The organism is Sediminibacterium sp., assembly GCF_030695065.1.
Classification (GTDB): domain Bacteria; phylum Bacteroidota; class Bacteroidia; order Chitinophagales; family Chitinophagaceae; genus Sediminibacterium.
In genome coordinates, this window is the sequence record NZ_JAUYTR010000009.1 from 114,300 (window position 1) to 136,718 (window position 22,419).

General features: G+C 35.9%; 20 protein-coding genes. 11 read left to right on the forward strand and 9 right to left on the reverse strand.

Features of this window, described 5'->3' with window-relative positions; genetic code table 11:
* Window positions 1-17: 17 nt before the first annotated feature.
* From Q8S25_RS02775 to Q8S25_RS02785, 3 genes are all read right to left on the reverse strand, one after another.
* Window positions 18-674: a hypothetical protein gene (locus Q8S25_RS02775; RefSeq protein WP_305534650.1), complete on the reverse strand. Its 657-nt coding sequence runs from the start codon at window positions 672-674 to the stop codon at window positions 18-20.
* 60 nt (window positions 675-734) lie between these two features.
* Entirely contained in the window at window positions 735-1,922 is a 1,188-nt protein-coding gene (locus Q8S25_RS02780) for a proline dehydrogenase family protein (RefSeq protein WP_305534652.1), read from the reverse strand.
* Window positions 1,923-2,002: 80 nt separating this feature from the next.
* Complete coding sequence (locus Q8S25_RS02785; protein WP_305534654.1) at window positions 2,003-2,719, reverse strand: SDR family oxidoreductase; 717 nt, start codon at window positions 2,717-2,719, stop codon at window positions 2,003-2,005.
* A 53-nt stretch (window positions 2,720-2,772) separates the two neighbouring features.
* On the opposite strand from Q8S25_RS02785, the gene Q8S25_RS02790 reads away from it, so the two are divergent.
* Genes Q8S25_RS02790 through Q8S25_RS02805 form a run of 4 tightly spaced genes read left to right on the forward strand, consistent with a single transcriptional unit; the run spans window position 2,773 to window position 7,069 of the window.
* Window positions 2,773-4,278, forward strand: coding sequence for a cryptochrome/photolyase family protein (locus tag Q8S25_RS02790; RefSeq protein ID WP_305534656.1), 1,506 nt, complete (start codon window positions 2,773-2,775; stop codon window positions 4,276-4,278).
* A 5-nt stretch (window positions 4,279-4,283) separates the two neighbouring features.
* A complete protein-coding gene (locus Q8S25_RS02795; protein WP_305534658.1) occupies window positions 4,284-5,387 on the forward strand; it encodes an FAD-binding domain-containing protein in 1,104 nt (367 codons plus the stop codon).
* 16 nt (window positions 5,388-5,403) lie between these two features.
* Window positions 5,404-6,501 (forward strand): mandelate racemase/muconate lactonizing enzyme family protein, encoded by a 1,098-nt coding sequence (locus tag Q8S25_RS02800; protein ID WP_305534660.1) that lies wholly within the window; start codon window positions 5,404-5,406, stop codon window positions 6,499-6,501.
* 49 nt (window positions 6,502-6,550) lie between these two features.
* Window positions 6,551-7,069, forward strand: a complete 519-nt coding sequence (locus Q8S25_RS02805; protein ID WP_305534662.1) for an acyl-CoA thioesterase — start codon at window positions 6,551-6,553, stop codon at window positions 7,067-7,069.
* A gap of 4 nt (window positions 7,070-7,073) precedes the next feature.
* Here the strand turns inward: Q8S25_RS02805 and Q8S25_RS02810 are convergent, their stop codons facing one another.
* Window positions 7,074-7,841, reverse strand: coding sequence for a 1-acyl-sn-glycerol-3-phosphate acyltransferase (locus Q8S25_RS02810; RefSeq protein ID WP_305534665.1), 768 nt, complete (start codon window positions 7,839-7,841; stop codon window positions 7,074-7,076).
* 69 nt (window positions 7,842-7,910) lie between these two features.
* Here Q8S25_RS02810 and hxpB point away from each other — a divergent pair, with 69 nt between their 5' ends.
* A complete protein-coding gene (gene hxpB, locus Q8S25_RS02815) occupies window positions 7,911-8,573 on the forward strand; it encodes a hexitol phosphatase HxpB (RefSeq protein WP_305534666.1) in 663 nt (220 codons plus the stop codon).
* 89 nt (window positions 8,574-8,662) lie between these two features.
* Here the strand turns inward: hxpB and Q8S25_RS02820 are convergent, their stop codons facing one another.
* Window positions 8,663-10,201, reverse strand: coding sequence for an OmpA family protein (locus Q8S25_RS02820; protein ID WP_305534668.1), 1,539 nt, complete (start codon window positions 10,199-10,201; stop codon window positions 8,663-8,665).
* 182 nt (window positions 10,202-10,383) lie between these two features.
* Here Q8S25_RS02820 and Q8S25_RS02825 point away from each other — a divergent pair, with 182 nt between their 5' ends.
* Complete coding sequence (locus Q8S25_RS02825) at window positions 10,384-11,346, forward strand: polyprenyl synthetase family protein (RefSeq protein ID WP_305534670.1); 963 nt, start codon at window positions 10,384-10,386, stop codon at window positions 11,344-11,346.
* Window positions 11,346-13,058 carry a single-stranded-DNA-specific exonuclease RecJ gene (gene recJ / locus Q8S25_RS02830; RefSeq protein ID WP_305534672.1) on the forward strand — a complete coding sequence of 571 codons (1,713 nt, stop codon included), beginning with the start codon at window positions 11,346-11,348 and terminating at the stop codon, window positions 13,056-13,058. The genes Q8S25_RS02825 and recJ overlap by 1 nt, the downstream gene beginning before the upstream one ends.
* Here the strand turns inward: recJ and htpG are convergent.
* From htpG to Q8S25_RS02850, 4 genes are all read right to left on the reverse strand, one after another.
* Window positions 13,018-14,877 (reverse strand): molecular chaperone HtpG, encoded by a 1,860-nt coding sequence (htpG, locus tag Q8S25_RS02835; protein ID WP_305534673.1) that lies wholly within the window; start codon window positions 14,875-14,877, stop codon window positions 13,018-13,020. The genes recJ and htpG overlap by 41 nt on opposite strands.
* 118 nt (window positions 14,878-14,995) lie before the next feature.
* Window positions 14,996-15,919: a hypothetical protein gene (locus tag Q8S25_RS02840; protein WP_305534674.1), complete on the reverse strand. Its 924-nt coding sequence runs from the start codon at window positions 15,917-15,919 to the stop codon at window positions 14,996-14,998.
* Window positions 15,920-15,975: 56 nt separating this feature from the next.
* On the reverse strand, window positions 15,976-17,322 hold the full coding sequence (locus tag Q8S25_RS02845) for a DUF5689 domain-containing protein (RefSeq protein ID WP_305534675.1): 1,347 nt from the start codon (window positions 17,320-17,322) through the stop codon (window positions 15,976-15,978).
* On the reverse strand, window positions 17,319-19,829 hold the full coding sequence (locus tag Q8S25_RS02850; protein ID WP_305534677.1) for a hypothetical protein: 2,511 nt from the start codon (window positions 19,827-19,829) through the stop codon (window positions 17,319-17,321). The genes Q8S25_RS02845 and Q8S25_RS02850 overlap by 4 nt, the downstream gene beginning before the upstream one ends.
* A 169-nt stretch (window positions 19,830-19,998) precedes the next feature.
* Here Q8S25_RS02850 and Q8S25_RS02855 point away from each other — a divergent pair, with 169 nt between their 5' ends.
* From Q8S25_RS02855 to rplI, 4 genes are all read left to right on the forward strand, one after another.
* Window positions 19,999-21,021, forward strand: a complete 1,023-nt coding sequence (locus Q8S25_RS02855) for an endonuclease/exonuclease/phosphatase (protein ID WP_305534679.1) — start codon at window positions 19,999-20,001, stop codon at window positions 21,019-21,021.
* Window positions 21,022-21,214: 193 nt separating this feature from the next.
* Complete coding sequence (gene rpsF / locus Q8S25_RS02860; RefSeq protein WP_305534681.1) at window positions 21,215-21,568, forward strand: 30S ribosomal protein S6; 354 nt, start codon at window positions 21,215-21,217, stop codon at window positions 21,566-21,568.
* A 2-nt stretch (window positions 21,569-21,570) separates the two neighbouring features.
* Window positions 21,571-21,834, forward strand: coding sequence for a 30S ribosomal protein S18 (gene rpsR, locus Q8S25_RS02865; protein WP_026752391.1), 264 nt, complete (start codon window positions 21,571-21,573; stop codon window positions 21,832-21,834).
* Between the two features lie 89 nt (window positions 21,835-21,923).
* On the forward strand, window positions 21,924-22,370 hold the full coding sequence (gene rplI / locus Q8S25_RS02870; protein WP_305534684.1) for a 50S ribosomal protein L9: 447 nt from the start codon (window positions 21,924-21,926) through the stop codon (window positions 22,368-22,370).
* The last annotated feature ends 49 nt before the right edge of the window (window positions 22,371-22,419 follow it).

Sequence of the window (22,419 nt, forward strand, 5' to 3'; positions counted from 1 at the left end):
AAATTGTGATTATTCCCCTATTTTTTTTGAATCAACTTATTAAAGCTCAAAAACCAACCCATGTTACTTACATGCGTATCAAAGCTGCCAAATTTACCCTGCATACTTACGCCAAAACCAATACTGCCTCTTAAGGAGAATTGATCATTCATAGTTTTAAATTCATCTACAGCACCAGAAGCATATTTGTACCTAAGAATATAATTGGACTTACTATACACTGCTGGTAAAGCAGCTTGTACAAAAAAAGCAGCTGAATTACGTTTATTAAATGGCAAGTAATAACGGGTTATTGGGGCAATACCAATATCTATACTATTGTCTATATTTTTAGTATCAACACTAGGAAAACTTGGCCCAGGACCTATTGTAATTGGATATGTTAAATAACTTCTGCGTTCAGTATGAACCCCTGCAATACCCATCACCCCAATCATCCAGTTTTGCTGAACAAATTTACCATACATAGGAGCTAATAAAATACCCAGATTGGTATTCCCTTTTGTAATAGAAATATCGGTGTAAGAACCCATCATATCGGAGTAAACTGGGGAAAGACCAATTCCCCAAAATGACTTGCCTTTATTAAAATGTTGGTAATGTAATTTCTCGGATTGAGCGTAAATCAATTGTACAAAAACCAATGATAATAAAAGCATCCGTCCTTTCTTCATAAACAATTTTTTAAATAAGAGTCTATAAAGCAACGAACTGTTGCACCGTTTATGTAAAAATTATCCCTTTCGTCGGTCTAATTCCTTTTTTATTAAAGACAATTCACGACCTGTTTGCCCGGCAACACTTGAATTCTCTTTGGCTCTGCGCATTAAATAAGGTATCACATCTTTGATAGGACCAAAGGGCAAATACTTGCTTACTTTAAATCCTTCCTTCGCTAAATTGAATGTAATATTATCGCTCATTCCATACAACTGAGAGAAGTGTACATGAGGATGATTATGTTGTAACTTTTGTTCGTGCATTATTTCAGCAGCGAGTAAATTACTTTTTTCATTATGTGAAGCAATAATGACTGAAATATCTTCAAGGTGCTCAAAGCAAAACTTTACAGCAGCATTAAAATCGGAATCTGTAGCTTCCTTTGTTGGTTGAATTGGAGAGCCATAACCCATATCATTCGCTCTTTCACGCTCTTTTTCCATATATGCGCCCCTAACCAATTTGATGCCTAATTTAAATTGTTGTTGTTTGGCAATTTTATAACTCAATTGCAAAAAATGAAGTCGATCGTGTCTATACAATTGTATGGTATTATATACAATTACTTTGTCTTTATTAAACACTTCCATCATTTCCATGCACAATCGATCAATTGGATCTTGAATCCAACTTTCTTCTGCATCAATTAAAACGCCAATATTTTTTTCTGCTGCAATTTCACAGATGGTATACATTCTTTCGCGTACGCGATCCCATTCAGCTACTTCTTCTTCATGATCATGAATGCCACTTCTTAATCTAGGTGCTTCATTCAAGGTCTGCAATAATGCAAAACGGGCTAAGCCAGTTACTTTAATACTAATAAAAGGAATATTGGTCTGAGTTGCTGCATAATTAATTACCCTAATAAACTCTTCGGTAGCATGATCAAAACTTTCCTCCGATTCTTTACCTTCTACTCCATAATCAAGAATTACTTGAATACCATAATTTCCCAATACACTCCCAACAGCAGCTGTTTCTTCCAAGGTTTCACCACCTACAAATTGTTTAAAGATGGTCTTTCTTATTAACCCATTAACCAATGGAATACCCGTTTTCATTATATAGGGAGTAAGGGTGGTTCCCAATTTTACAAACCATGGAAATTCCATGGTTTTAAATAAAAATTTAGCCCCTTTTAACTCTTTATCAGTCTTGTAAGCAAATGCATTCTGGGTATTGTCGAAAGAAATATTCATACTAACAGATGTTCGTTGAGCAAATATCGGTACTCCATGCTTAAGTATGCAGTATTTAGCTAAAAAACCATATAATTTTTTTAAATGGCTTGGTGATTAAAAGGTTGCAAAACCATTTCACTAACTACCCCACTTGCAGGTTGTTGACATAAGAACCAAATGGCTTTGGCAGCTTCTTCGGCAACAATCATTTTATCACGCTGAACCCTTAAATCGATGTTGTCCCAAAAAGCAGAATCAATACCACCTAGAAATATATTTGTAATTCGAATCTCCGTTCTTTTGAGTTCTTCACGAATACTTTGCATCATTCCAACTAGTCCATACTTACTTGCACTATATGCGGCAGCACCAGCCATGGGGACTTTTCCAAGAACGCCTGGAATATTAATGATTAGGCCTTTTTTTTGCTCTTTCATATTGGGTAAAACCGCTTTAACCAAATAGAATGCCCCCATCAAATTAACTTGAAGAGTACGTTCAAAGTCGGCACTGGTTAGGGAATCCATTGTTTTAATAATCCCAATACCAGCAGCATTAATCAAAATATTGATAACAGGAGTTTGCAACAATATTTGTTGAACTGTTTGATTTACCGATGCTTCATTGGTTATATCCATCTGAAAACATCGATCCTGTGGAATACCTGCTTGCAAGCCAACTTCTTCTAATTTGTCTGCATTTTGCCCAGTTAAAAATACAATTGCACCACTGGCGCTCACTTGTTTGGCCACTTGAGATCCAACACCGCCTGTTGCTCCGGCAATAAGTACAACTTTTCCTTTTAAAGATTCCATTAATTCGTTTTAAGTACAACAATGAGTAATGCATTTTGTTGTAAATGCTCCATATGAAAATAGCCAGCATTGTTTTCCCGCACCAACTGTTTAAAGAACATCCCGCAATAGACCCTTCCATACCGGTATATCTGGTAGAAGAATGGCTATTTTTTAAACAGTACCCCTTTCATTTTCAAAAGCTTTTGTTGCATAGGGCTAGTATGCAGCAATACAAAAAATATTTATGCAGCAGGGGGTATACTGTTCATTATATAGAAACGAATGAAAACATTTCGAATGTGCTTGAATTGGTTCCTTTTTTAGCAAAACAAGAAATTACACATATTCAAGTGGTAGACCCCACAGATAATTGGCTTACCAATAGGCTCAAGCAATCTTGCAAGAAAAACCATATTGCACTATCTTTTTTTAATTCGCCAGGATTTTTAAATACCCTTTCCAGTACAGATGCATTCTTTGAAAAAAGAAATAAATTCTTTCAAACAGACTTTTACACTTGGCAAAGAAAGACAAGGAAAATTTTAGTGAATGATGCATTACAACCTGTTGGAGGCAAATGGGCTTTTGATGCAGACAACAGAGATAAATTTCCAAAAAACAAACAAGTACCAATTTGTGAATTCATAGAAGAAAATGAGTTGATTAAAGCCGCTACACAATACATTACTCAACATTTTCCCAATAACCCAGGCATTAAAGATGCGCCATTTAAACACCAGGGTAAAAAAGGATACTACCCAATTGATTTTGAATCAGCACAATTATGGTTGAAGCAGTTTTTAAACAACCGATTCAGCGAATTTGGTATTTACGAAGATGCAATGGTTGCAGGTGAATCTATTTTACATCATAGTGTTTTGAGCCCGTTAATTAATATTGGATTATTAACTCCTCAACAAGTACTCAATGAAACTTTAAGCCATGCTGCAAACTCGGCAATTCCAATCAATTCATTAGAAGGATTTATAAGACAAATAGTAGGATGGAGAGAATTTATTTACCAAGTTTATGCAAGAGCAGGGGGCAAACAAAGGACCCGAAACTATTGGGGCTTTAAAAGAAAAATTCCGGCCTCATTTTATAAAGGGGACACAGGTATTGTTCCATTAGACGATGCAATACAAAAACTGAATCAGACCGGGTACAACCATCATATAGAAAGATTAATGATATTAGGCAATTTTATGCTGCTCTGCGAGTTTGATCCTGACCAAGTATATCAATGGTTTATGGAAATGTACGTAGACGCATACGACTGGGTCATGGTTCCCAATGTTTACGGAATGACCCAATTTGCAGATGGAGGCTTAATGACTACAAAACCCTATATAAGTGGGAGTAATTATATTCTAAAAATGAGTAATTATTCCAAAGGAGAATGGCAGGAAATTTGGGATGGGCTCTTCTGGAGATTTATGCATGTTCACCGTTCATTTTTTTTACAAAACCCACGCTTGGGAATGCTAGTTAAAACTTTTGACAAAATGCCTGAAACAAAAAAAGCCATTCACTTAAGCAATGCAGAAAAGTATTTACAAAACTTAGACAAGCAATAATATGTATGAATGAACCTTTACAATTCCCCACCCATTATGGTGCAATCATCAATAGAATTGAACAAATAGATGCTAAACAATATGAGCGAACCAGAAATTTCATTAATGGTGCAGTAACTTATTTATCTCCCTATATTGCCAGAGGGGTGATTCAACTACCTCAAATAAAAGAAATTGTGGTTGCGAAATATGGCCGATATGTATCAGAAAAATTAGTTCAAGAATTGGCATGGAGAGAATTTTTTCAAAGAGTATGGCAACACAAACAAGAGCAAATATTTACAGACCTAAAGCAGGACCAATCAGCAATTGCACATCATTTAATGCCTGTAATGATTGAAGAAGCACAAACTGGAATTGAAGCAATTGATTCCGCAATTAAGTCATTGTATGCAACTGGTTATATGCACAACCATGCAAGAATGTATACCGCTATGCTAACTTGTAATATTGCGCAGGCACATTGGCTAAATCCTGCAAGATGGATGTATTACCACTTATTAGATGGAGACTTAGCAAGTAATATGTTAAGTTGGCAATGGGTTGCAGGTAGTTTTAGTAGTAAAAAATATTATGCCAATCAAGAGAACATCAATAAATATACAGGCATCAAACAAACGCATACTATAGTAGATTTTAGTTATGAAGAATTACCTAATTTGGAAATTCCAACAGTACTAAAAGCAACTAAGGAATTAAACTTATCAACTCAGTTACCTGCTGTTGAAACTCCAATAATTGACCATTCATTACCCATTTTAGTTTACAACAGTTATAATCTTGACCCCAATTGGCACAAAGACAAATTAGCCAACCGAATTTTATTATTAGAACCTGATCATTTTAATAAATACCCAATTAGTAAAAAAGTAATGGATTTTATTCTTGCATTGGCTCAAGACAATATCCCTAACCTTCAGGTTTGTACTGCATCATTTGATTCTTTAAGAAAATTGGCTCCCAATGCAACCATTATATATAAGGAACATCCTTTAAACAATCACTATATTGGTAAAATAGAACCTAGGACATGGTTATTTGACCAAGTAAATCAATACTATGGCAGTTTTTTTAGTTATTGGAAAAAATGTGAACGCTATTACCAATAAATAGAGAAATTTGCTCATGCAAATTACTTCAATACAAGTTTATCGTTATTCTATACCAATGGTGCCTTTTACCATAGCAACAGGCACAATGGATTTTGCACAAAATTTATTGGTAGTGATTCATACCAATGAAGGAATTACCGGGTATGGAGAATGTTCAGCTTTCCCAATGATAGTTGGTGAAACGCAAGCAACCTGCTACGAAATGGGCAAAGCATTTGCAGCTATCTTTAAGCACAAAGACCCTTTAGATATTCCTGCTCGCATGCAAGAATTAGAAGGTTTTACTGCAAGAAATTATACTGCAAAAAGTGCATTTGATATTGCCTTGCACGATATTGCTGCAAAAGCAGCCAATCAACCGCTGTATGCATATTTAGGCGGGTCAGTAAAAAAGATTGTAAGCGATTTAACCATAGGAATTGATAGTCCAACTAATATGGCTGCTCAAGCGGTAGAATTTGTTCAACAAAATGTAGCAACTATAAAAGTTAAACTTGGGAAAGATCCAAATACCGATATAGAACGCATTAAAGCCATCCGTTCAGCAATTGGAAATGCTACTACCATCAGAATTGATGCCAATCAAGGTTGGTCTTATGAAGACGCAATTATTGCTTTAACCGAATTAGGAAAATATGGTATTGAATTTTGCGAACAACCAATGCGCACCTATAACGATGAATTACTTCCAGAACTGTGTAAACTTTCTCCAATTCCTTTAATGGCAGATGAATCTGTTTATACTCACCACGATGCTGAAAGAATCATTCGCAACAAAGCTTGTGCTTCCATCAATATCAAATTTGCTAAAAGCGGAGGCATTGCAGAAGCAATTAAAATAAATGAAGTAGCAGAAAAAAATAATATCCCATGTATGATGGGAGGTATGTTAGAAAGCAGATTAGCCCTAACCGCGAAAGTACATTTTGCCATGGCAAAACAAAATATTATTTATTATGATTTAGATACCTGTTTATTGGGTCATAAAATTGATCCGGTAATTGGTGGAGCCCAATACAATAGTATGGAATTAACGGTAAATGAAGATGCTGGAATTGGCGCAAGTGTAGACCCTTCTTTTTTACAGACACTTGAAAGCATTACTATTTAACTAATAAGGCAAGAATAGCTAACCTATATTTGCAACTCAATGAACAATTATGGAAGCAAAAAAGTCTAGTGAAAGTTTTACCATCATGAACGAATTGGTATTACCCAACGATACCAATACATTCGGTAATTTAATGGGTGGTAGGTTAATGTATTGGATGGATATTGCGGCAGGCATTGCTGCAGGCAAACACTCTAATACACCGAGCATGACTGCGTCTGTTGATAATTTGAGTTTTAAAAATCCCATCAAATTGGGCAATGTAGTTCATATACAAGCTAAAGTTTGTAGGGCATTTAATACATCAATGGAAATTCATTTAAAGGTTTGGGGCGAAGATTTATTGCACCAATACAGATACGAAAGCAATGAAGCATTCTTCACTTTTGTAGCGCTTGACCCGAATGGTAAGCCAAGAACGGTGCCAGCATTAATTCCTGAAACAGAGGATGAAAAAAGATTATTTGATGGCGCTTTAAGAAGAAGACAATTGAGGCTTATTTTGGCTGGCAAAATGAAACCAGACGACGCAAACGAATTAAAAGCACTGTTTTTTAAAGAAGCTTAATTGCCTATTTATCTAATTTACTCATTAAGTGATGTTTGCCTTTGAGCATAAAGTTTTTGCTTTGCTCTATAGCTTCCATTACTTGGTCAAGTATTTGATCTACCGAATGTGTATAATCAATAACCAAAGGTTCCTTAAATCGAACAGACAAAAGAGACCCTTTCTTTTTGAAGCTTAATCCTTTTTTAGTGAAAGCCCTCCAGAATCCATTAATCACTACGGGAACAACCACGGGTTGATTATTCTTTATGATATGTGCTGTACCTCTTCTACCAGGTGCAAAAGGTTTAGTAGTTCCTTGAGGGAAAGTGATTACCCAACTTTTATTGAGCGCCTGATCAATTTTTTGTGTATCAGACTCATCCCTATTTCTATTAATATCTTGACCTTCAGCTCTCCATGTTCTTTTTACCGTTAGTGCACCTGCTAACTTAAATAACCTACTAATCATACTACCATTCATCGTTTCTTCCGCAGCAACAAAATAGATATTGGTAAATGGATTCAACAAGTAATATGGCAAACCTAATTTATTTTGTTTCCGCCATTTAACTGCGCAGAAAATATGGATGAAAGTGATTACGTCTGCAAAATACGTTTGGTGATTACTCACAAAGAGCACATTGTTTTTTGGAAGTTTACGCAAATGCTCTGTCCCTTCAATTTTAATGGAATTAATTAAAGCAAGACCAGGATATGTTGCCATTCCTACTATTCCATAAACGAACGATCGTACAACGCGTATATTCTTTATTCTCTCCACTAAATTCATGTCGATAATAATTGGCCAGCAGTGCAAAATAAGGAATGTATTATACATTTGCACCAGAAAAAATAACCAATGGCATTAACAACCGTAATTTTTGATATTGATGGCTTATTAATAGATAGTGAACCACTATGGCATGAAGCTGCTACGGCAGTTTTTAATCAATATGGAGTAAAATTGACTGATGCCATGTACGCAAGTACTACTGGCCTAAGAACCAAAGAATTTGTACAATGGTGGTTTGGATATTTTGGGATTGATATGGTTCACGCTGTTGAAGCAGAAAAAAATATAGTATCAGGCGTTTTAAAAAGAATTGAAGAAAAAGCCAATATCATGCCTGGAGTACCACATATATTTGAATTTTTTGCTAATAAACAATTTAAAATTGGTTTAGCAACTTCTTCACCGCCTGAATTAATTGATTTGGTGGTGAGAATGACAGGCATTGATGCCTATTTATCTGCAACAGCATCAGCAGAATTTTTACCCTTCGGAAAACCTCATCCCCAAGTATATTTAAATTGTGCTGAAGCAATGCATAGCAAACCAACGGAATGCATTTGTTTTGAAGATTCTTTCAATGGGCTTATTTCAGCTAAAGCAGCTAGAATGAAATGTGTAATTATACCACACCATTCCTTAAATAAAGATGAGCGCTGGGGCGCAGCAGACCTTAAACTAAGCTCTCTACAAAATTTCGGCGAGCTGCATTTTGACCGATTAAATAGTTAGCATCATTATCGAATTCAGAATGTTTCAATAGAACACAAAAAAATGCCCCGAAATTTCGGGGCATTTAAGATTATAATAATAACTAATTACTAGTTCTTACTTTTCAAATTTGGATGTGGAGCAGGTACGCTATTAGGACCTTCTTCAGTTGTACCTTGTAAATCTACAGTACCAGCTTTACCGTCCTGAGCATAAACAAATAACAATCTGCTTTCAGCAATACCTTGCTTTTCAACTAAGTACTTAATAACTGCATTCACACGCTCCCAGCTTTGTTGCTGAGCAGCTTTGCTTGTTGCACCGTATCCAATTACTTTTACGTTACAAGTAGGATTAGCTTTCAACTGAGCAGCTGCTGCACTTAATACTACCATTGCATCTTTGCTTAACTTAGTTGTAGTTCCTTTAAACTGTACGCTAGGTAAAGCGCTGATAGTACAGCTAGGCTTTTGATTAGCTTGCATATTTGTTACCATTTCCTTAATTTCCTTGCAGCAAGGATTCTCAGGACAAGTACCAATACCGTCGTTGTTAACAGGGAAACATTTTTGAGAAGTTAACAACTCTTTATCTCTGTAATCAGGAACACCATCACCATCAGTATCTTTAGATACACCATGAGAATCAACTGGAGCACCAGCTGGAGTATTTGGTTCCATATCAAACTGATCAGTTACACCATCCTTATCGGCATCAGGTAAAACCACTTTAGGCATTTTCATATGCTTAGGTGAGTTTAACTCGCTGTAGATAAAGTTGTTTGGATTGATCCAGTATAAAGGTTGAACTTTCTTACTGTTATCGCCAATATTGATGTTCACTCTAGCAGTAGTCATGCTAAAGTAATCGTTGTTCTCGTTTCTAGCATCTTTCCAAGTATCTAGATAATCATATCCACCAGCAGTGAAAATGAATTTCTGCTCTAGACCAATATTCACTTTATCACTTACTTTAAAAGCAGCACCTAGACCTAAGTTCCAAGCATGCATTAGTGCCCAAGATTTTCTATTGTTTATGCTTGCGCCAAACATAGTGGTAATTAAACCATCTTGTGTGTAAGCTTGGCCAGCACGCTGACCGTAGAAAATATTGTATCCACCAGCTTGGTTACCAGGAGCACCTTGGTATTGTGCTTTAGAACCCAACAAACTGTAACCCGCTAAAACATAAATATTAGTCTTAGGGTTTCCTCTGTAGTAGCTAGGAGTGTTTAAAGATGCAATGAAGTCAAAACCTAAAGCATACATAGTATTCTTATAAGCAGTTTGACCAACACCAACACCATAAGCGTTTGGTGTACCAGAAGTACTAGCTCCAGTTAAAGAACCTCTAAAAGAGAATATATGACCAAGGGCTTTTCTTAAAGAAACGCCATAACCTAAACCTGTTTTAGCTTTAATATCACCTACTAACCAAGTTGGTCCTAAGTTAAAACCTAATTCCCACTGGCTTCTTGGCTTAGCAGGGTAAGGGTATTGGTTGTTCATGAACTCATTGTGCTGGGGCAGATCTTTTACTGCTATCTTGGAAGTATCTTTCCAATCCCAACCCCAATCTGTTTGTGCATTAGCTGCAAATTGTGCGGACACAAATAATACAACTAGTAAAAGGAGCTTCTTGCTTGCCATAATCGATATTTGATTTAATAATTAATTATAATCGCCGTAAAAGTACTTATTTTTTATATAAATACTAAAAATTACTATCCTGGGGGGTTAACGATAGCTATAGGACTGCGAATATACTATAAACGCTGCTTTTAACAGTTTATTTTGTCAGATTCATGGGTATATTGCAGCATAATTATAACATGAATTTAGCAAAAAAGGTTATTTCGAGTGAACTGGAGCAATTTGAAGTTCATTTTAGGGAGGCTGTAAAGAGCAGGGTGGCGTTATTAGACCGAATTATGCAATACATTGTTAAGCGCAAAGGGAAGCAGCTTAGACCAATGTTTGTGCTATTAAGCGCTCGTTTGGGGGGCACCATCAATGAAAGTACTTACCGAGCAGCATCCTTAGTAGAATTATTACATACCGCAACCCTAGTTCACGACGATGTGGTAGACGAATCAATGGAAAGAAGGGGTTTTTTCTCTATAAATGCACTTTGGAAAAATAAAATTGCTGTTTTAGTGGGCGATTATTTGCTTTCGAAGGGATTATTGCTGTCTTTAAATAACAAAGACCATGAGGTTTTACGCATTCTCTCTGAAGCAGTTCGGTTAATGAGCGAAGGAGAACTATTACAAATTGAGAAATCTAGAAACCTCAACTTAAGTGAAACGGTATATTTCGAAATAATTAATGGCAAAACAGCATCATTATTAGCTTCTGCTTGTGCGGCAGGTGCTTCTACTACTTTTTCAGATTCAGCAGACATAGAAACTATGCGATTATTTGGGGAGAAAGTAGGTATGGCATTTCAAATAAAAGATGATTTATTCGATTATAGTAGTAAGGATATTGGCAAACCTACCGGCAATGATATTAAAGAGAAAAAATTAACCTTGCCGTTAATTTATGTTTTGAATAATTGCAGTCCATCGTTAAAAAAACAAATCATTTACATTGTCAAAAACCAAAACACACAGAAAGATAAAGTTGCTTTTGTAATTGAACAAGTTGAAGTATTGGGTGGCATAGAGTATGCAACTAAAAAAATGTTTAGCTACAGAGACGAAGCACTTGAATTGTTGTATCGTTTTCCATCATCCCCAATAAGAGATGCATTAGAAGAACTGGTAAGGTATACTACCGATAGAGAATATTAATGCAAAAAAGATGGAACATATTATCGGCTAACCTTGCTGAAGTAGCATCCCTACAAGCTTCTTTAAAAATCAATGCAACACTGTGCACCATATTGGCACAAAGGGGCATTAATAATTATGATAAAGCCAAAGAGTATTTCAGACCAAGTCTTGAACACTTGCATAGTCCGTGGTTAATGAAAGATATGCAGAACGCAGTAGATCGCATTTTGCAAGCTTTCGATAAACAAGAGCAAATTTTAGTATATGGAGACTATGATGTAGATGGAACTACTTCTGTTGCAAGCATGTTTCAGTTTTTAAAGTCTTTACATAAACCCGTCGATTTTTATATTCCGCATAGATATAAAGAAGGTTATGGCATTTCAAAAATTGGAATTGATTATGCAAAAGAAAATGGTTTCACGTTAATTGTATCGCTCGATTGTGGAATAAAATCAGCAGAACTAATTGCATATGCAAAAAGTATTGGAATAGATTTCATTGTTTGCGACCATCATTTACCCGATGAAATAATTCCTTCTGCAGCTGCCATATTAAACCCCAAACAAAAAGATTGTAATTACCCATATAAAGAATTGTGCGGATGCGGTGTTGGTTTTAAACTGATGACTGCTTTAACAGAAAGGCTGCACCTCAATAATGAAGCATATTTACAATATATAGATTTAGTAGCAATAGCAATAGCAGCAGACATTGTTCCAGTAACTGGAGAAAACAGAACATTGGCCTTTTTTGGTATTCAGAAAGTTAACACAAAACCATCGGTAGGAATTGAAGCATTGTTGAATTTGTCTAAAGCAAAAGCACCAATGAGTTTAACCAGTTTGGTTTTTGTAATTGCACCCAGAATAAATGCAGCCGGCCGAATGGATGATGCTAAAAAAGCAGTGCAATTGTTTATTGAGAAAGATCCTACTGAAGCCATTTCGTTCGCCAATATATTGCACAGCGACAATACTGATCGCAGGGAAGCAGATAGTAATATCACTATTGAAGCTATGGAAATGATAGCCGCAGACCCGAATAATAAAAACAGAAAATCAACTGTATTATACAATCAAAATTGGCATAAAGGTGTAGTGGGTATTGTAGCAAGTAGATTAATTGAAACCTTTTATAGACCCACCATCATTTTAACCAAGAGCGGAGACTATGCTGCAGGAAGTGCAAGAAGCGTTTCAGGATTTAATTTATATGAAGCAATTCATGCCTGCCGTAAATATTTACTGGGCTATGGAGGTCACTTTGCAGCAGCTGGCATGACTCTTTCAATAGATCAAGTTGAGGCTTTTAGTCAAGCATTCGAAGAAGAAGTAGCAAGAACCATACAGCCAGAACAATTGGTTCCGGAAATAGTGATTAATACCGAGATTAGCTTTAAGGAAATCAATACTTCATTGTATAATATAATTAAACAAATGGAGCCATTTGGGCCAGATAATATGCGTCCTGTATTTATTGCCAGAAACGTAAAAGATGCAGGTTTTTCCAAAGTGGTAAAAGACCTGCATCTTAGAGTAGTATTAAAACAAGACGATATTATTTTCTCGGGTATTGGTTTTAATATGGCCAATAAATTTTGTTTATTGGAAAATGGCAAACCAATTGATATTGTTTTTGCCATTGATGAAAACGAATGGCAAGGAAATACCAGCTTGCAACTAAAAATTATTGATTTACTCCCTGCATCATCTGCACAGAACGATTAATAAAATTAGTGAGTTCTGATCCTTTCAATAATCCCTGTGACAATAATGCCAAATCAGCTAAATTTCGAACTTGTTTGGTTTTGGTGTCTTCGTTATTCTCCTTCAATATAGTTTGAAATACAGGATGATTCCCGTTTACTGTAAGTGTTACTTCATCGGGCATTTGTGCATAAAAAGCAGTCATCCCTCCACCCGCAGCACCCATATCTTTCATTCTACGCATAAACTCAGGACGAGTAGCAATAACAGGAGCAGAATCGGTGCTTAATCCTTTTACTTCTGTGGTTACATGAAGTTCTGGTATTTGCAAAGTGAAAAGGGTTTTTAGCTGCTCTGTTTCATCTTTACTTAAAACAGATTCTGTGCTTTCTTGCTTATCAATTAGATTGTCTACAATATCCGCATCTACTCTAACAAAACTGGTATTCTCCCATTTCATCTCCATGGTATTCAAGAATGCCGCATCAACCAAGGTTTCCATTTTTACAACTTCGTATCCTTTTGTTTTACATGCTTGAATGTAAGCATCTTGCTGAATAGGATTGGTAGTGTATAAAACGATATGCTTGCCTTCTTTATTCTTTTGTGAAGCTTCAGTAGCGGTTTTATATTCATCTAAAGTAAAGAACTTACCATCTACATTTTCCATCACCAAAAACTTATTGGCTTTATCTAGGAACTTGTCGTCGGTCATCATTCCGTACTTTACAAATAAGCCAAGGCTTTCCCATTTTTGCTCAAACTCAGAACGATCATTTTTAAAAATCTCTTCCAACTTGTCGGCTACTTTCTTGGTAATATGGGCATTGATTTTTCTTACGTTTGGATCACCTTGCAAGTAGCTTCTGCTTACATTTAAAGGAATGTCTGGGCTGTCAATAACACCATGTAAAAGCATTAAAAATTCTGGAACAATGTCTTTTACTTCATCGGTCACAAAAACTTGGTTACAATACAATTGAATCTTGTCTTTCTGAATTTCGTAACTCTGTTTAATTTTAGGGAAGTATAATACACCTGTTAAATTAAACGGATAGTCTACATTCAAATGAATCCAAAACAAAGGTGTTTCACCAAATGGATATAACTCACGATAGAATTTTTCGTAATCTTCTTTGGTTAGTTCGCTAGGCTTTTTTACCCAAATAGGATTGGTATTGTTAATTGATTTTTCTTCTTCTTTCTCTTCGTCTTTTTTTACTTCCGCATTAACATCGGTAAAGAAGATTGGGATAGGTAAAAACTTACAGAATTTTTCTAAAATTCCTTTCAACTTGAACGCATCTAAAAACTCTGCACTTTCTTCGTTTACGTGCAAAATAATTTTAGTTCCACGCTGCTTTTTTTCTACTTCGTATAATTCAAATTCAGGGCTACCATCGCAACTCCAATACACAGTAGCAGCATCCTCTTGATAGCTTTGGGTTAATACTTCTACTTTAGAAGCCACCATAAATGCACTATAAAATCCCAATCCAAAATGACCAATAATACTTGCATCTTTGTATTTAGTCAAAAATTCTTCTGCTCCACTAAATGCAACTTGGTTAAGGTATTTATCTACTTCTTCTTTAGTCATACCTACCCCACGGTCTTCTATGGTAATGGTTTTTTCTTTGGCATCGAGCCTAACATCTATGCGTAATTCACCTAATTCACCTTTTGCTTCACCAATGGATGAAAGGGTTTTAATTTTTTGGGTTGCATCGGTAGCATTACTAACCAGCTCTCTCAAGAAAATTTCATGGTCGCTGTAGAGGAATTTTTTAATGATGGGAAAAATATTCTCCGTCTGAACGCGTATCTGTCCTTTTTGCATATCAATACTTTTTCCAAGACTTGTCAAAGAAAGTACCAATTGATTATTTGCTGACAGGATGACAAGGAAATAAGAAAATTAACCCCAAGGAATTAAATTTTGACAGAACTGGAAGGAATTATCGGAAGCTAGGAATGTAAAAATTAGCGCCAGTTGCCCCCGATTTTCCATAATGCACTTCTTTAATAGGGGTATGATCGGACCAAATATTCCAGTTTGTTTCCATATCGGTATACCCGTTCTGGCGAAGGAATTGGATGATTTGCCCTTTCATTGCTTCCATATCTTCATTGGGCTTTACATAGCACACAAATTGAATGGTCGTTTTTTTGTAAGGGAATTGGCGCATGAATTCTTCTAATTCCTCTCGCGTTATCATAGCAGTATAAAAGGAGGGGGCATTTTTTTCTGCTTCCTTTTGTGTTTTCTGAACAGGTATATAAACAGGCTCGATAGGTCTTTTATTATTTGTGGGGGGAACGCTGCCACTGTATTGCGGCAGGCTATTTTCTTGTTGAAAATATTGGGTTGGATCGGTAGGTTTTATATTGTCCGAAATCACTTTTTTTGAACGAACAGGCTTATATACTGGCTCTATATATTCAGTTTCGGCTTCATCAATGGGGCGGGGAGTTGATTTTACACGTTTAACCTGAGCAGGTTTAGGTAATTCCGTTTTAATTTCTTCAACGGGTTTTGGCTTTGGTTCAGGGGGCGCTACAGTAGGCATTTCAGCGGCTGAATCTATGGTTGTACTATTAATGGCCGAAGAATCAATTAGAACGGCAGCTTCAGCAGAATCTGGTTGAAGGTTCAAATTGGCTTCCATGATTTTTCTCTGCTCGTCATACCAAGCCTGAGCGCTGGCATCCACGGTTTCTTTTTCTTCAACAACCGGCACAATGGTCTCTTGTTTAGCTATCCACCAAAATGCAGCATACCCAATACCGGCCATGATAAACAAAGCCAATACAAGTAGGAGGAATCTTGGATTTTTCTTTTCGTGCGTTTCCTCTCCCGTTAAATCGGTTGCGGTTAACATATTACTAAGTTAAGCTAATTTGAGTGCTAAAACCACTGAAATGCCTTCAAAATGGACTATTGAGCAGTAATTTTAACATCATCTACCTGATAGTTGGTATTTTTTCTTGAACCAGATGGCCCTGAATCATTCCCTGAATATTTAAAAGCTAAATAAATTTGACCAGCATAATTAGACAAATTGATATTACCAGATTTTGTAAATCCAAGCCCAATACCTCCAATAGCACCTTTTGCAATATTCGCATTTAATACAGCCCATTTAGCTTTCCACGGTTGCCCTTTTCCATCATAATTACTAGAAATCAGCAGTTGCAAAACGGCACCATTATCAAAAGCATCACGCGTTAAAAAACTAAGTTGTTCGCCAGTGGTATTATTCAATTGAATAGGCGGCAGAACTAGCCAACTTACAACACTAGTTTCATTGCTACCTAATGCAGTTATAGAAGCAAAACGATTTTGCTGCATCAACTGAATTTGATAAAACTGCTTACCCGATTCAGCATAATTTGACCATTGCGGAATAGTTAATGATTGATTTGGAGAATACTGCTCAAAATCTTCAAAAAATAATACCGAGGGGCCACTACTCACGCATCTACTTTGATTGAAATCTACATCACTGGTATCTCTTATCATTAATTGTTTTTGCGAACCAAATTCAGAATAAATTCCAGTTATAGAACCACTGCCATGGGGGGTTCTTATAGAAGCAAAGCTGGCAAAACCACTGGTACGCAAATAAACGGTTCCACCACCACAAAACTTCAATGAATGACTAGTGGTTATTTTATTAATGGCATCGCCATAGAATTTTGCTGTATCAGTTGCGGCAAATTCAATATTATTTAGTTTTACCAATCTGCTATGCAAGCTGTCATGCAATTGATTATAAGTAACCTCCAAAGGCGGGGGCATACTATTCATACCTACAACAACAAAATGTTTTGAAAATAATGCAGTAGGCATAGGAACTAATTCTGTAAAAAGCGGATCCGACCTATCTACTCCCCCACCCAATTGCAACATACCACCATATTCACCCATCCACATACCGTTTAATTTCACTATTAATCGCATACCCAATGGATAATTGGCAGAGAGGCCAAATCCATCCATACGAATACTAATAGCAGCCGTACTATCCTGCAAAACAATGGTCTTGTAAAAATTATCATTTGCGTCATTTGCGGTAACAATACCTGTGATGATTTCATTGTCAACAAATTGCTCGTTGTTCCCCGCAATATGCGAATCATACAAAGACTTGATGGATGTATTTGCTTGTAACCCAGTACCCATATAAATTGGAGGCGAATCATATTTTCTTACACAAGCATTTAAAAGAACACCCAATATGAACGAGATTAAAAAAACTTTATTAATTACTATCCATTTCATAGTTTCCATTTTATACTGAGAGAATAAAGTGTACCGGTACTGAAATAATACTTATTGGGAAATTTATTGAGATTACCCCCAGCTGTATCAAATCGCAACTGTTCATATCCACCTGTAATAATTGATTGATTCAACAAATTGTTAACCCCTAAAAAAAACTGCAAATAATATGCACGACCATCCCTAAGCTTTTTAATTCGACAGCTATAACCTGCAGAAAAATCAACTATGAATGCATTGGGTATTGCACTGGGATTACTCATTAAATTATGATCCAAATTGCTTGGCAAGTTTAGTGCAGCATCATAAGTTCTTCTGATAGGATTAAAAGAAAGCCATTGATTACCCATATAAGAACTGCTCAGGTTTAAAAATAAATTCCCATTAGTACGATAAGCCAACCCACTATAAATAGCTAGCTGAGGTAATCCTGTAATTGGGAATTGGTCAATGTATAAAACACCCTTTTCAGAAATGTACTGTTCGTTATCGGCCATTACACTATAATTGGGTCTTTGGATGTATTCATATTTACCTGCATTAATAGCAGCGCTCAATGTTAAACCTGCACTCAAAGTATAAGCCATACTAACTTCAAGTCCCAACATACGTGTGTCAATATTTGATAAGGCATAATTAACCAAGTTGCGGTATCCATCATGATAAAAACTCATTACATCCATAGCATGTTGGATGCTGATCCAATAAGCATTTGCAGTTAATTTTAAGCCGGGAGACTGTAAAATATATCCCGCTTCGGCCATATTTACTTGTTCATTGGATATATCGGTTTGCTTATGCGAACTATTTCTTGGAGAAATATACAAGTCATTAACCAATGGAGGTTTAGATGAAAAAGCAGTTCTAAAATAATAGTAATTGCGACCATTTAATTTATAGGTAACTCCCATTTTTATTTGACCATTGCTAAAATAATCTGGTTCTGAATGGCCATAAGAATTTTGAGGGAATACCCCATTTCTATAAATTCCTTCGCGCTGATATTGCGTAGTAGTATATTCAACTGCGGCGTTAAAATCAAATTTTGATAAAGTATATAGCAATTGAGAGTGAAATAACCATTGTTGCAAATGCATAATATAATTATACCCAAAATGATCCCCTACTTTTATTATTTGATTAGGTTTATTTAAATCATTTTGAATGGCTGTACTACCAGGTAAATTGTCATCGGCAAATTGATTCCAATTAATTGAATAGGCCGCACCCAATAAATCATTGATTCTTTTAAAATAGTGATAAACTTCAAGTCTATATTGTCCTTGAAAACTGACTAATAAGCGATTATTCAACTGGATACGATAACGGGTATTTAGAGCCACTTTTTTGGATTGTTCTACCCTGTCTTCTAATAAATAGCGCGCCCTTTTATCAGTGGTGCTATTTTGATTAATCCAATACAATTGATCCCAATTAATTTGTAATTGGGAAGGATTCATTTGTATTTGAGTAAAAACATCTTGTGAAAGTAAACTGTCCTTAAAAAAAGAAGGTAAATAGCGATAATAATCAGGCCTAGGGTCTGCCGCATTAAACCAATCTAAAGCAGTAGAATATTTTTCGCCCATACTGATCAATAAACTACTTACTTGTTTAATTTTCTCATGCAAATTGTATTCATGTGAAAGCAAGAGCATTGGATGGTGATTAAACTGCCAATTGGCATTTCTAATTTTATTTGATTGAAAGCCCCAACTGGGTTGATAAAGCTTTGTTCCAGTTATATCTACCAATTCTTGTGTTATTGCAGCAGTTCTGGTATTCATTTGCCTATTGCCCAGCAATACCAAAGAAATCAAATGATTTTTAACCCTTTTATCAATGGATAAAAAATAAGACAACCCTTTAAATTCATTGGCTATTAATTGACCTCCAATACCTTGTTTAAATGCAATACTTGTTGCAACTGACCAACCTTTTTTGCTCTCACTCCATACTTTAGTAAAAGCAAATCGTTGGTGATAGTTTCGATTAGACAAATTCAAAGTAAATGTAGTTTGTGGAAATAATTTACTAGCATTCAATTGCATAAACACCGAATTCCCCAATGCACCAAATTGGTATTCATTGTCTTTTAAACCTGCTGCGTATTGATTGTTTGAAGTCACTTCATTCAATCCACCCCAATTGGACCAAGGAATATTTCCATCCGACAATTGATTCATAGAAATTTCATGAATGGATTGAGAAAAGTAGCGGTTACTCAAGCCCTTCATTCTGAACCTTCTGATACTAAAACTGAACCCTGTTAATGAACTAAACAAGTCTTTCCCAGATTGCAATAAAGATGGAACAAAAGGCATTTCGTCAATTCCTTCAGACAAAGCAGACTCATCGGTATACTGGTCTTGAAAATATTTCCACCCATCCTTGTCTAAGCTACTGTCTACCCATTGGTTCTTGCTTTTGAGCAAAATTGGCTTAGAAGGAGGTTGGGCAAAAGCTACAGCTTGAATCAACCCAAAAAAGAAAAACAATCTCCGCATAAAATAGACTTGCGGAATTACAAACAATTTAAAAGTATTAACAAGTATTGATTTAAAGAAGCCAGCAATAAAAAATGAGTAAAACACCTAATTAAACCCAGTCAAAAAACGGAAACATTTGCTTTAAATACTGCATGAATGACCATATTGTAAAAGTTATTTTGCTCAAATGAAATGGTCATATTTAATCATAGCATGCCTTGCATTGGGATGGCAAGAAAAAAAACCAATTGAAATTGCAGTAATTGGTTTTTACAACCTAGAAAATTTATATGACACCACTGATAACCCATTAGTAAATGATGATGAATTTACACCCAATGGAGGCAAACATTATACTGGTAAAATTTATACCAACAAATTATTTAAGTTGGCCTATGTACTAAAAGATTTTGGCGTTCAAATGCACCCGAGAGGTGCTGCAATTATTGGGGTTGCAGAAATTGAAAATGATACGGTATTAAATGACTTAGTAAAGCATTTTTTAATTAGGTCAAAAAAATACCAGGTTATCCATTTTGATTCAAGAGATGCGCGAGGCATAGATGTTGGATTATTGTATCAATCCGATTATTTTCATCCATATTTTGCTCAAGCACTAGAAGTAACACTTCCAGGAAAAAGCAAAGAAGCATATTTTACCAGAGATATTTTATATGTAAAAGGGAAACTGAGTGGTGAAGAAATACATATTTATGTAAACCATTGGCCAAGTAGAAGAGGCGGTGAAGAAAGAAGTGCCCCTGCAAGAGCTGCTGCTGCCCAACTTTGCAGAAAACACGCAGACTCCATTAGACGAGAAAATACTGCCGCAAAAATTATTGTGATGGGAGACCTGAACGACAATCCTACAGACAAGAGCATCATAGAAGTCTTGGGAGCAACGGGAGAACTAAAAAATTTACACAATGGAATATTTTTAAATCCATGGGTACCATATTATAATAGGGGGATTGGAACGCTCGCCAATAGAGATGTCTGGGGATTATTTGATCAGATTCTTTTGTCTCACTCATTTTTTGATAGTACTTCAAAGAATTGGCATTATTTAAAAGCAGGAATTTACCACCAGCCCTTTATGACAGAAAATACCGGAAGGTATAAGGGCTATCCTATGCGAACCTGGGATGGGAATCACTATCGAGGGGGATTTAGTGACCATTATCCTACTTATGTGGTGTTGAAAAGATAGTTCTAGCTTAGGTATAATAAATATTTATAATTTAATCGCTTTTAAATTCACAATTCAGCAAATTAAGGCTTACTAATTTGGTTGAGAACCCTATTATACTTACTTTTGCAGCCCCAAATCTGTATTTGGCAGATTTTCTTGCTTGCAAGAATCCACTGGGCAAAACCAATTTTTAACCAAAAAAATTCAAGTAATGAACAATTACGAATTGATGGTGATCTTTACACCGGTTCTTTCTGAAGAAGATTTCAAATCTTCTCAAAAGAAGTTCCAAGACCTGATCACTGAACTGGGCGGTACAACCGTTCACAACAATCCATGGGGATTGAAATCACTCGCTTACCCTATTCAAAAGAAAACCACTGGTATCTACTGGGTTTTAGAATTCACTCTTCCTGCTGAAGGAATTGAGAAGTTGAAGATCCAATTACTACGTGATGAGCAAGTGATGCGTCACATGATTACTCGTCTCGACAAATACGCCGTCGAGTACAACTACACTAAGAGAAATGGCGGATTTCCTAAAATTGAAAAAGCGGAAGCATAATCATGGCAAAGAACGAAATAAAGTACCTGACCGCTATTAAGCAAGAGAAGCCAAAGAAGAAATTCTGTCGTTTTAAGAAATACGGTATTAAATACGTAGACTATAAAGACGTAGAATTTTTGAAGAAGTTCATTAACGAACAAGGTAAGTTATTACCTCGTCGTTTGTCTGGTAACTCTTTGAAATACCAACGTAAAGTAACTGATGCTGTTAAAAAAGCACGTCAAATGTCATTGTTGCCTTACGTAACCGATTTATTGAAATAGACCAATTAGTTAACCATCCCTAATCACGCAAAGCGTGAGACAGTCAAATCAAAATCAAATGATTGGGCGCTGGGACTAAAAAACAAAACATGCAAGTAATATTAATTCAAGACGTAGACAATTTAGGCGGTAAAAACGAACTAGTAACCGTTAAAAACGGATATGCTCGTAACTATTTGATTCCTCAAAAATTTGCTGTTGAAGCTAGTCCTTCTAATATGAAACAATTAGAAGAAAAACTGAAAGTTAAAGCAAAGAAGGAAGCTGCTATGTTGGCTGAAATCAACAAAGTAATAGATGTATTGAAATCATCTCCTGTAAAGGTTGGTGCAAAAACTGGTACCAGCGGTAAAATCTTTGGTGCAGTTACTTCTTTACAAATTACTCGTGCCATCCGTGACCAAAAAGGTTATGAGATTGATCGTAAGCGCATCACTATTGTAGACGACGTTAAAGAGTTAGGAACTTATAAAGCAACTATCGACTTTGGCAACGGAAACAATACAGAGATTGAATTTGAAGTAATAGAAGGTTAATCTTTAACTGACAAAATAGTAAATGCCCCGATTACTCGGGGCATTTTTT

Coding starts and splice junctions, on each gene's coding strand:
- Q8S25_RS02850 (WP_305534677.1), bottom strand. CDS start 19,829: ATGCGGAGATTGTTTTTCTTTTTTGGGTTGATTCAAGCTGTAGCTTTT.
- Q8S25_RS02810 (WP_305534665.1), bottom strand. CDS start 7,841: ATGAATTTAGTGGAGAGAATAAAGAATATACGCGTTGTACGATCGTTC.
- Q8S25_RS02840 (WP_305534674.1), bottom strand. CDS start 15,919: ATGTTAACCGCAACCGATTTAACGGGAGAGGAAACGCACGAAAAGAAA.
- Q8S25_RS02780 (WP_305534652.1), bottom strand. CDS start 1,922: ATGAATATTTCTTTCGACAATACCCAGAATGCATTTGCTTACAAGACT.
- Q8S25_RS02805 (WP_305534662.1), top strand. CDS start 6,551: ATGGAAGCAAAAAAGTCTAGTGAAAGTTTTACCATCATGAACGAATTG.
- rpsR (WP_026752391.1), top strand. CDS start 21,571: ATGGCAAAGAACGAAATAAAGTACCTGACCGCTATTAAGCAAGAGAAG.
- Q8S25_RS02790 (WP_305534656.1), top strand. CDS start 2,773: ATGAAAATAGCCAGCATTGTTTTCCCGCACCAACTGTTTAAAGAACAT.
- Q8S25_RS02795 (WP_305534658.1), top strand. CDS start 4,284: ATGAATGAACCTTTACAATTCCCCACCCATTATGGTGCAATCATCAAT.
- Q8S25_RS02855 (WP_305534679.1), top strand. CDS start 19,999: ATGAAATGGTCATATTTAATCATAGCATGCCTTGCATTGGGATGGCAA.
- htpG (WP_305534673.1), bottom strand. CDS start 14,877: ATGCAAAAAGGACAGATACGCGTTCAGACGGAGAATATTTTTCCCATC.
- Q8S25_RS02820 (WP_305534668.1), bottom strand. CDS start 10,201: ATGGCAAGCAAGAAGCTCCTTTTACTAGTTGTATTATTTGTGTCCGCA.
- hxpB (WP_305534666.1), top strand. CDS start 7,911: ATGGCATTAACAACCGTAATTTTTGATATTGATGGCTTATTAATAGAT.
- rplI (WP_305534684.1), top strand. CDS start 21,924: ATGCAAGTAATATTAATTCAAGACGTAGACAATTTAGGCGGTAAAAAC.
- Q8S25_RS02800 (WP_305534660.1), top strand. CDS start 5,404: ATGCAAATTACTTCAATACAAGTTTATCGTTATTCTATACCAATGGTG.
- Q8S25_RS02845 (WP_305534675.1), bottom strand. CDS start 17,322: ATGAAATGGATAGTAATTAATAAAGTTTTTTTAATCTCGTTCATATTG.
- rpsF (WP_305534681.1), top strand. CDS start 21,215: ATGAACAATTACGAATTGATGGTGATCTTTACACCGGTTCTTTCTGAA.
- Q8S25_RS02825 (WP_305534670.1), top strand. CDS start 10,384: ATGAATTTAGCAAAAAAGGTTATTTCGAGTGAACTGGAGCAATTTGAA.
- Q8S25_RS02785 (WP_305534654.1), bottom strand. CDS start 2,719: ATGGAATCTTTAAAAGGAAAAGTTGTACTTATTGCCGGAGCAACAGGC.
- Q8S25_RS02775 (WP_305534650.1), bottom strand. CDS start 674: ATGAAGAAAGGACGGATGCTTTTATTATCATTGGTTTTTGTACAATTG.
- recJ (WP_305534672.1), top strand. CDS start 11,346: ATGCAAAAAAGATGGAACATATTATCGGCTAACCTTGCTGAAGTAGCA.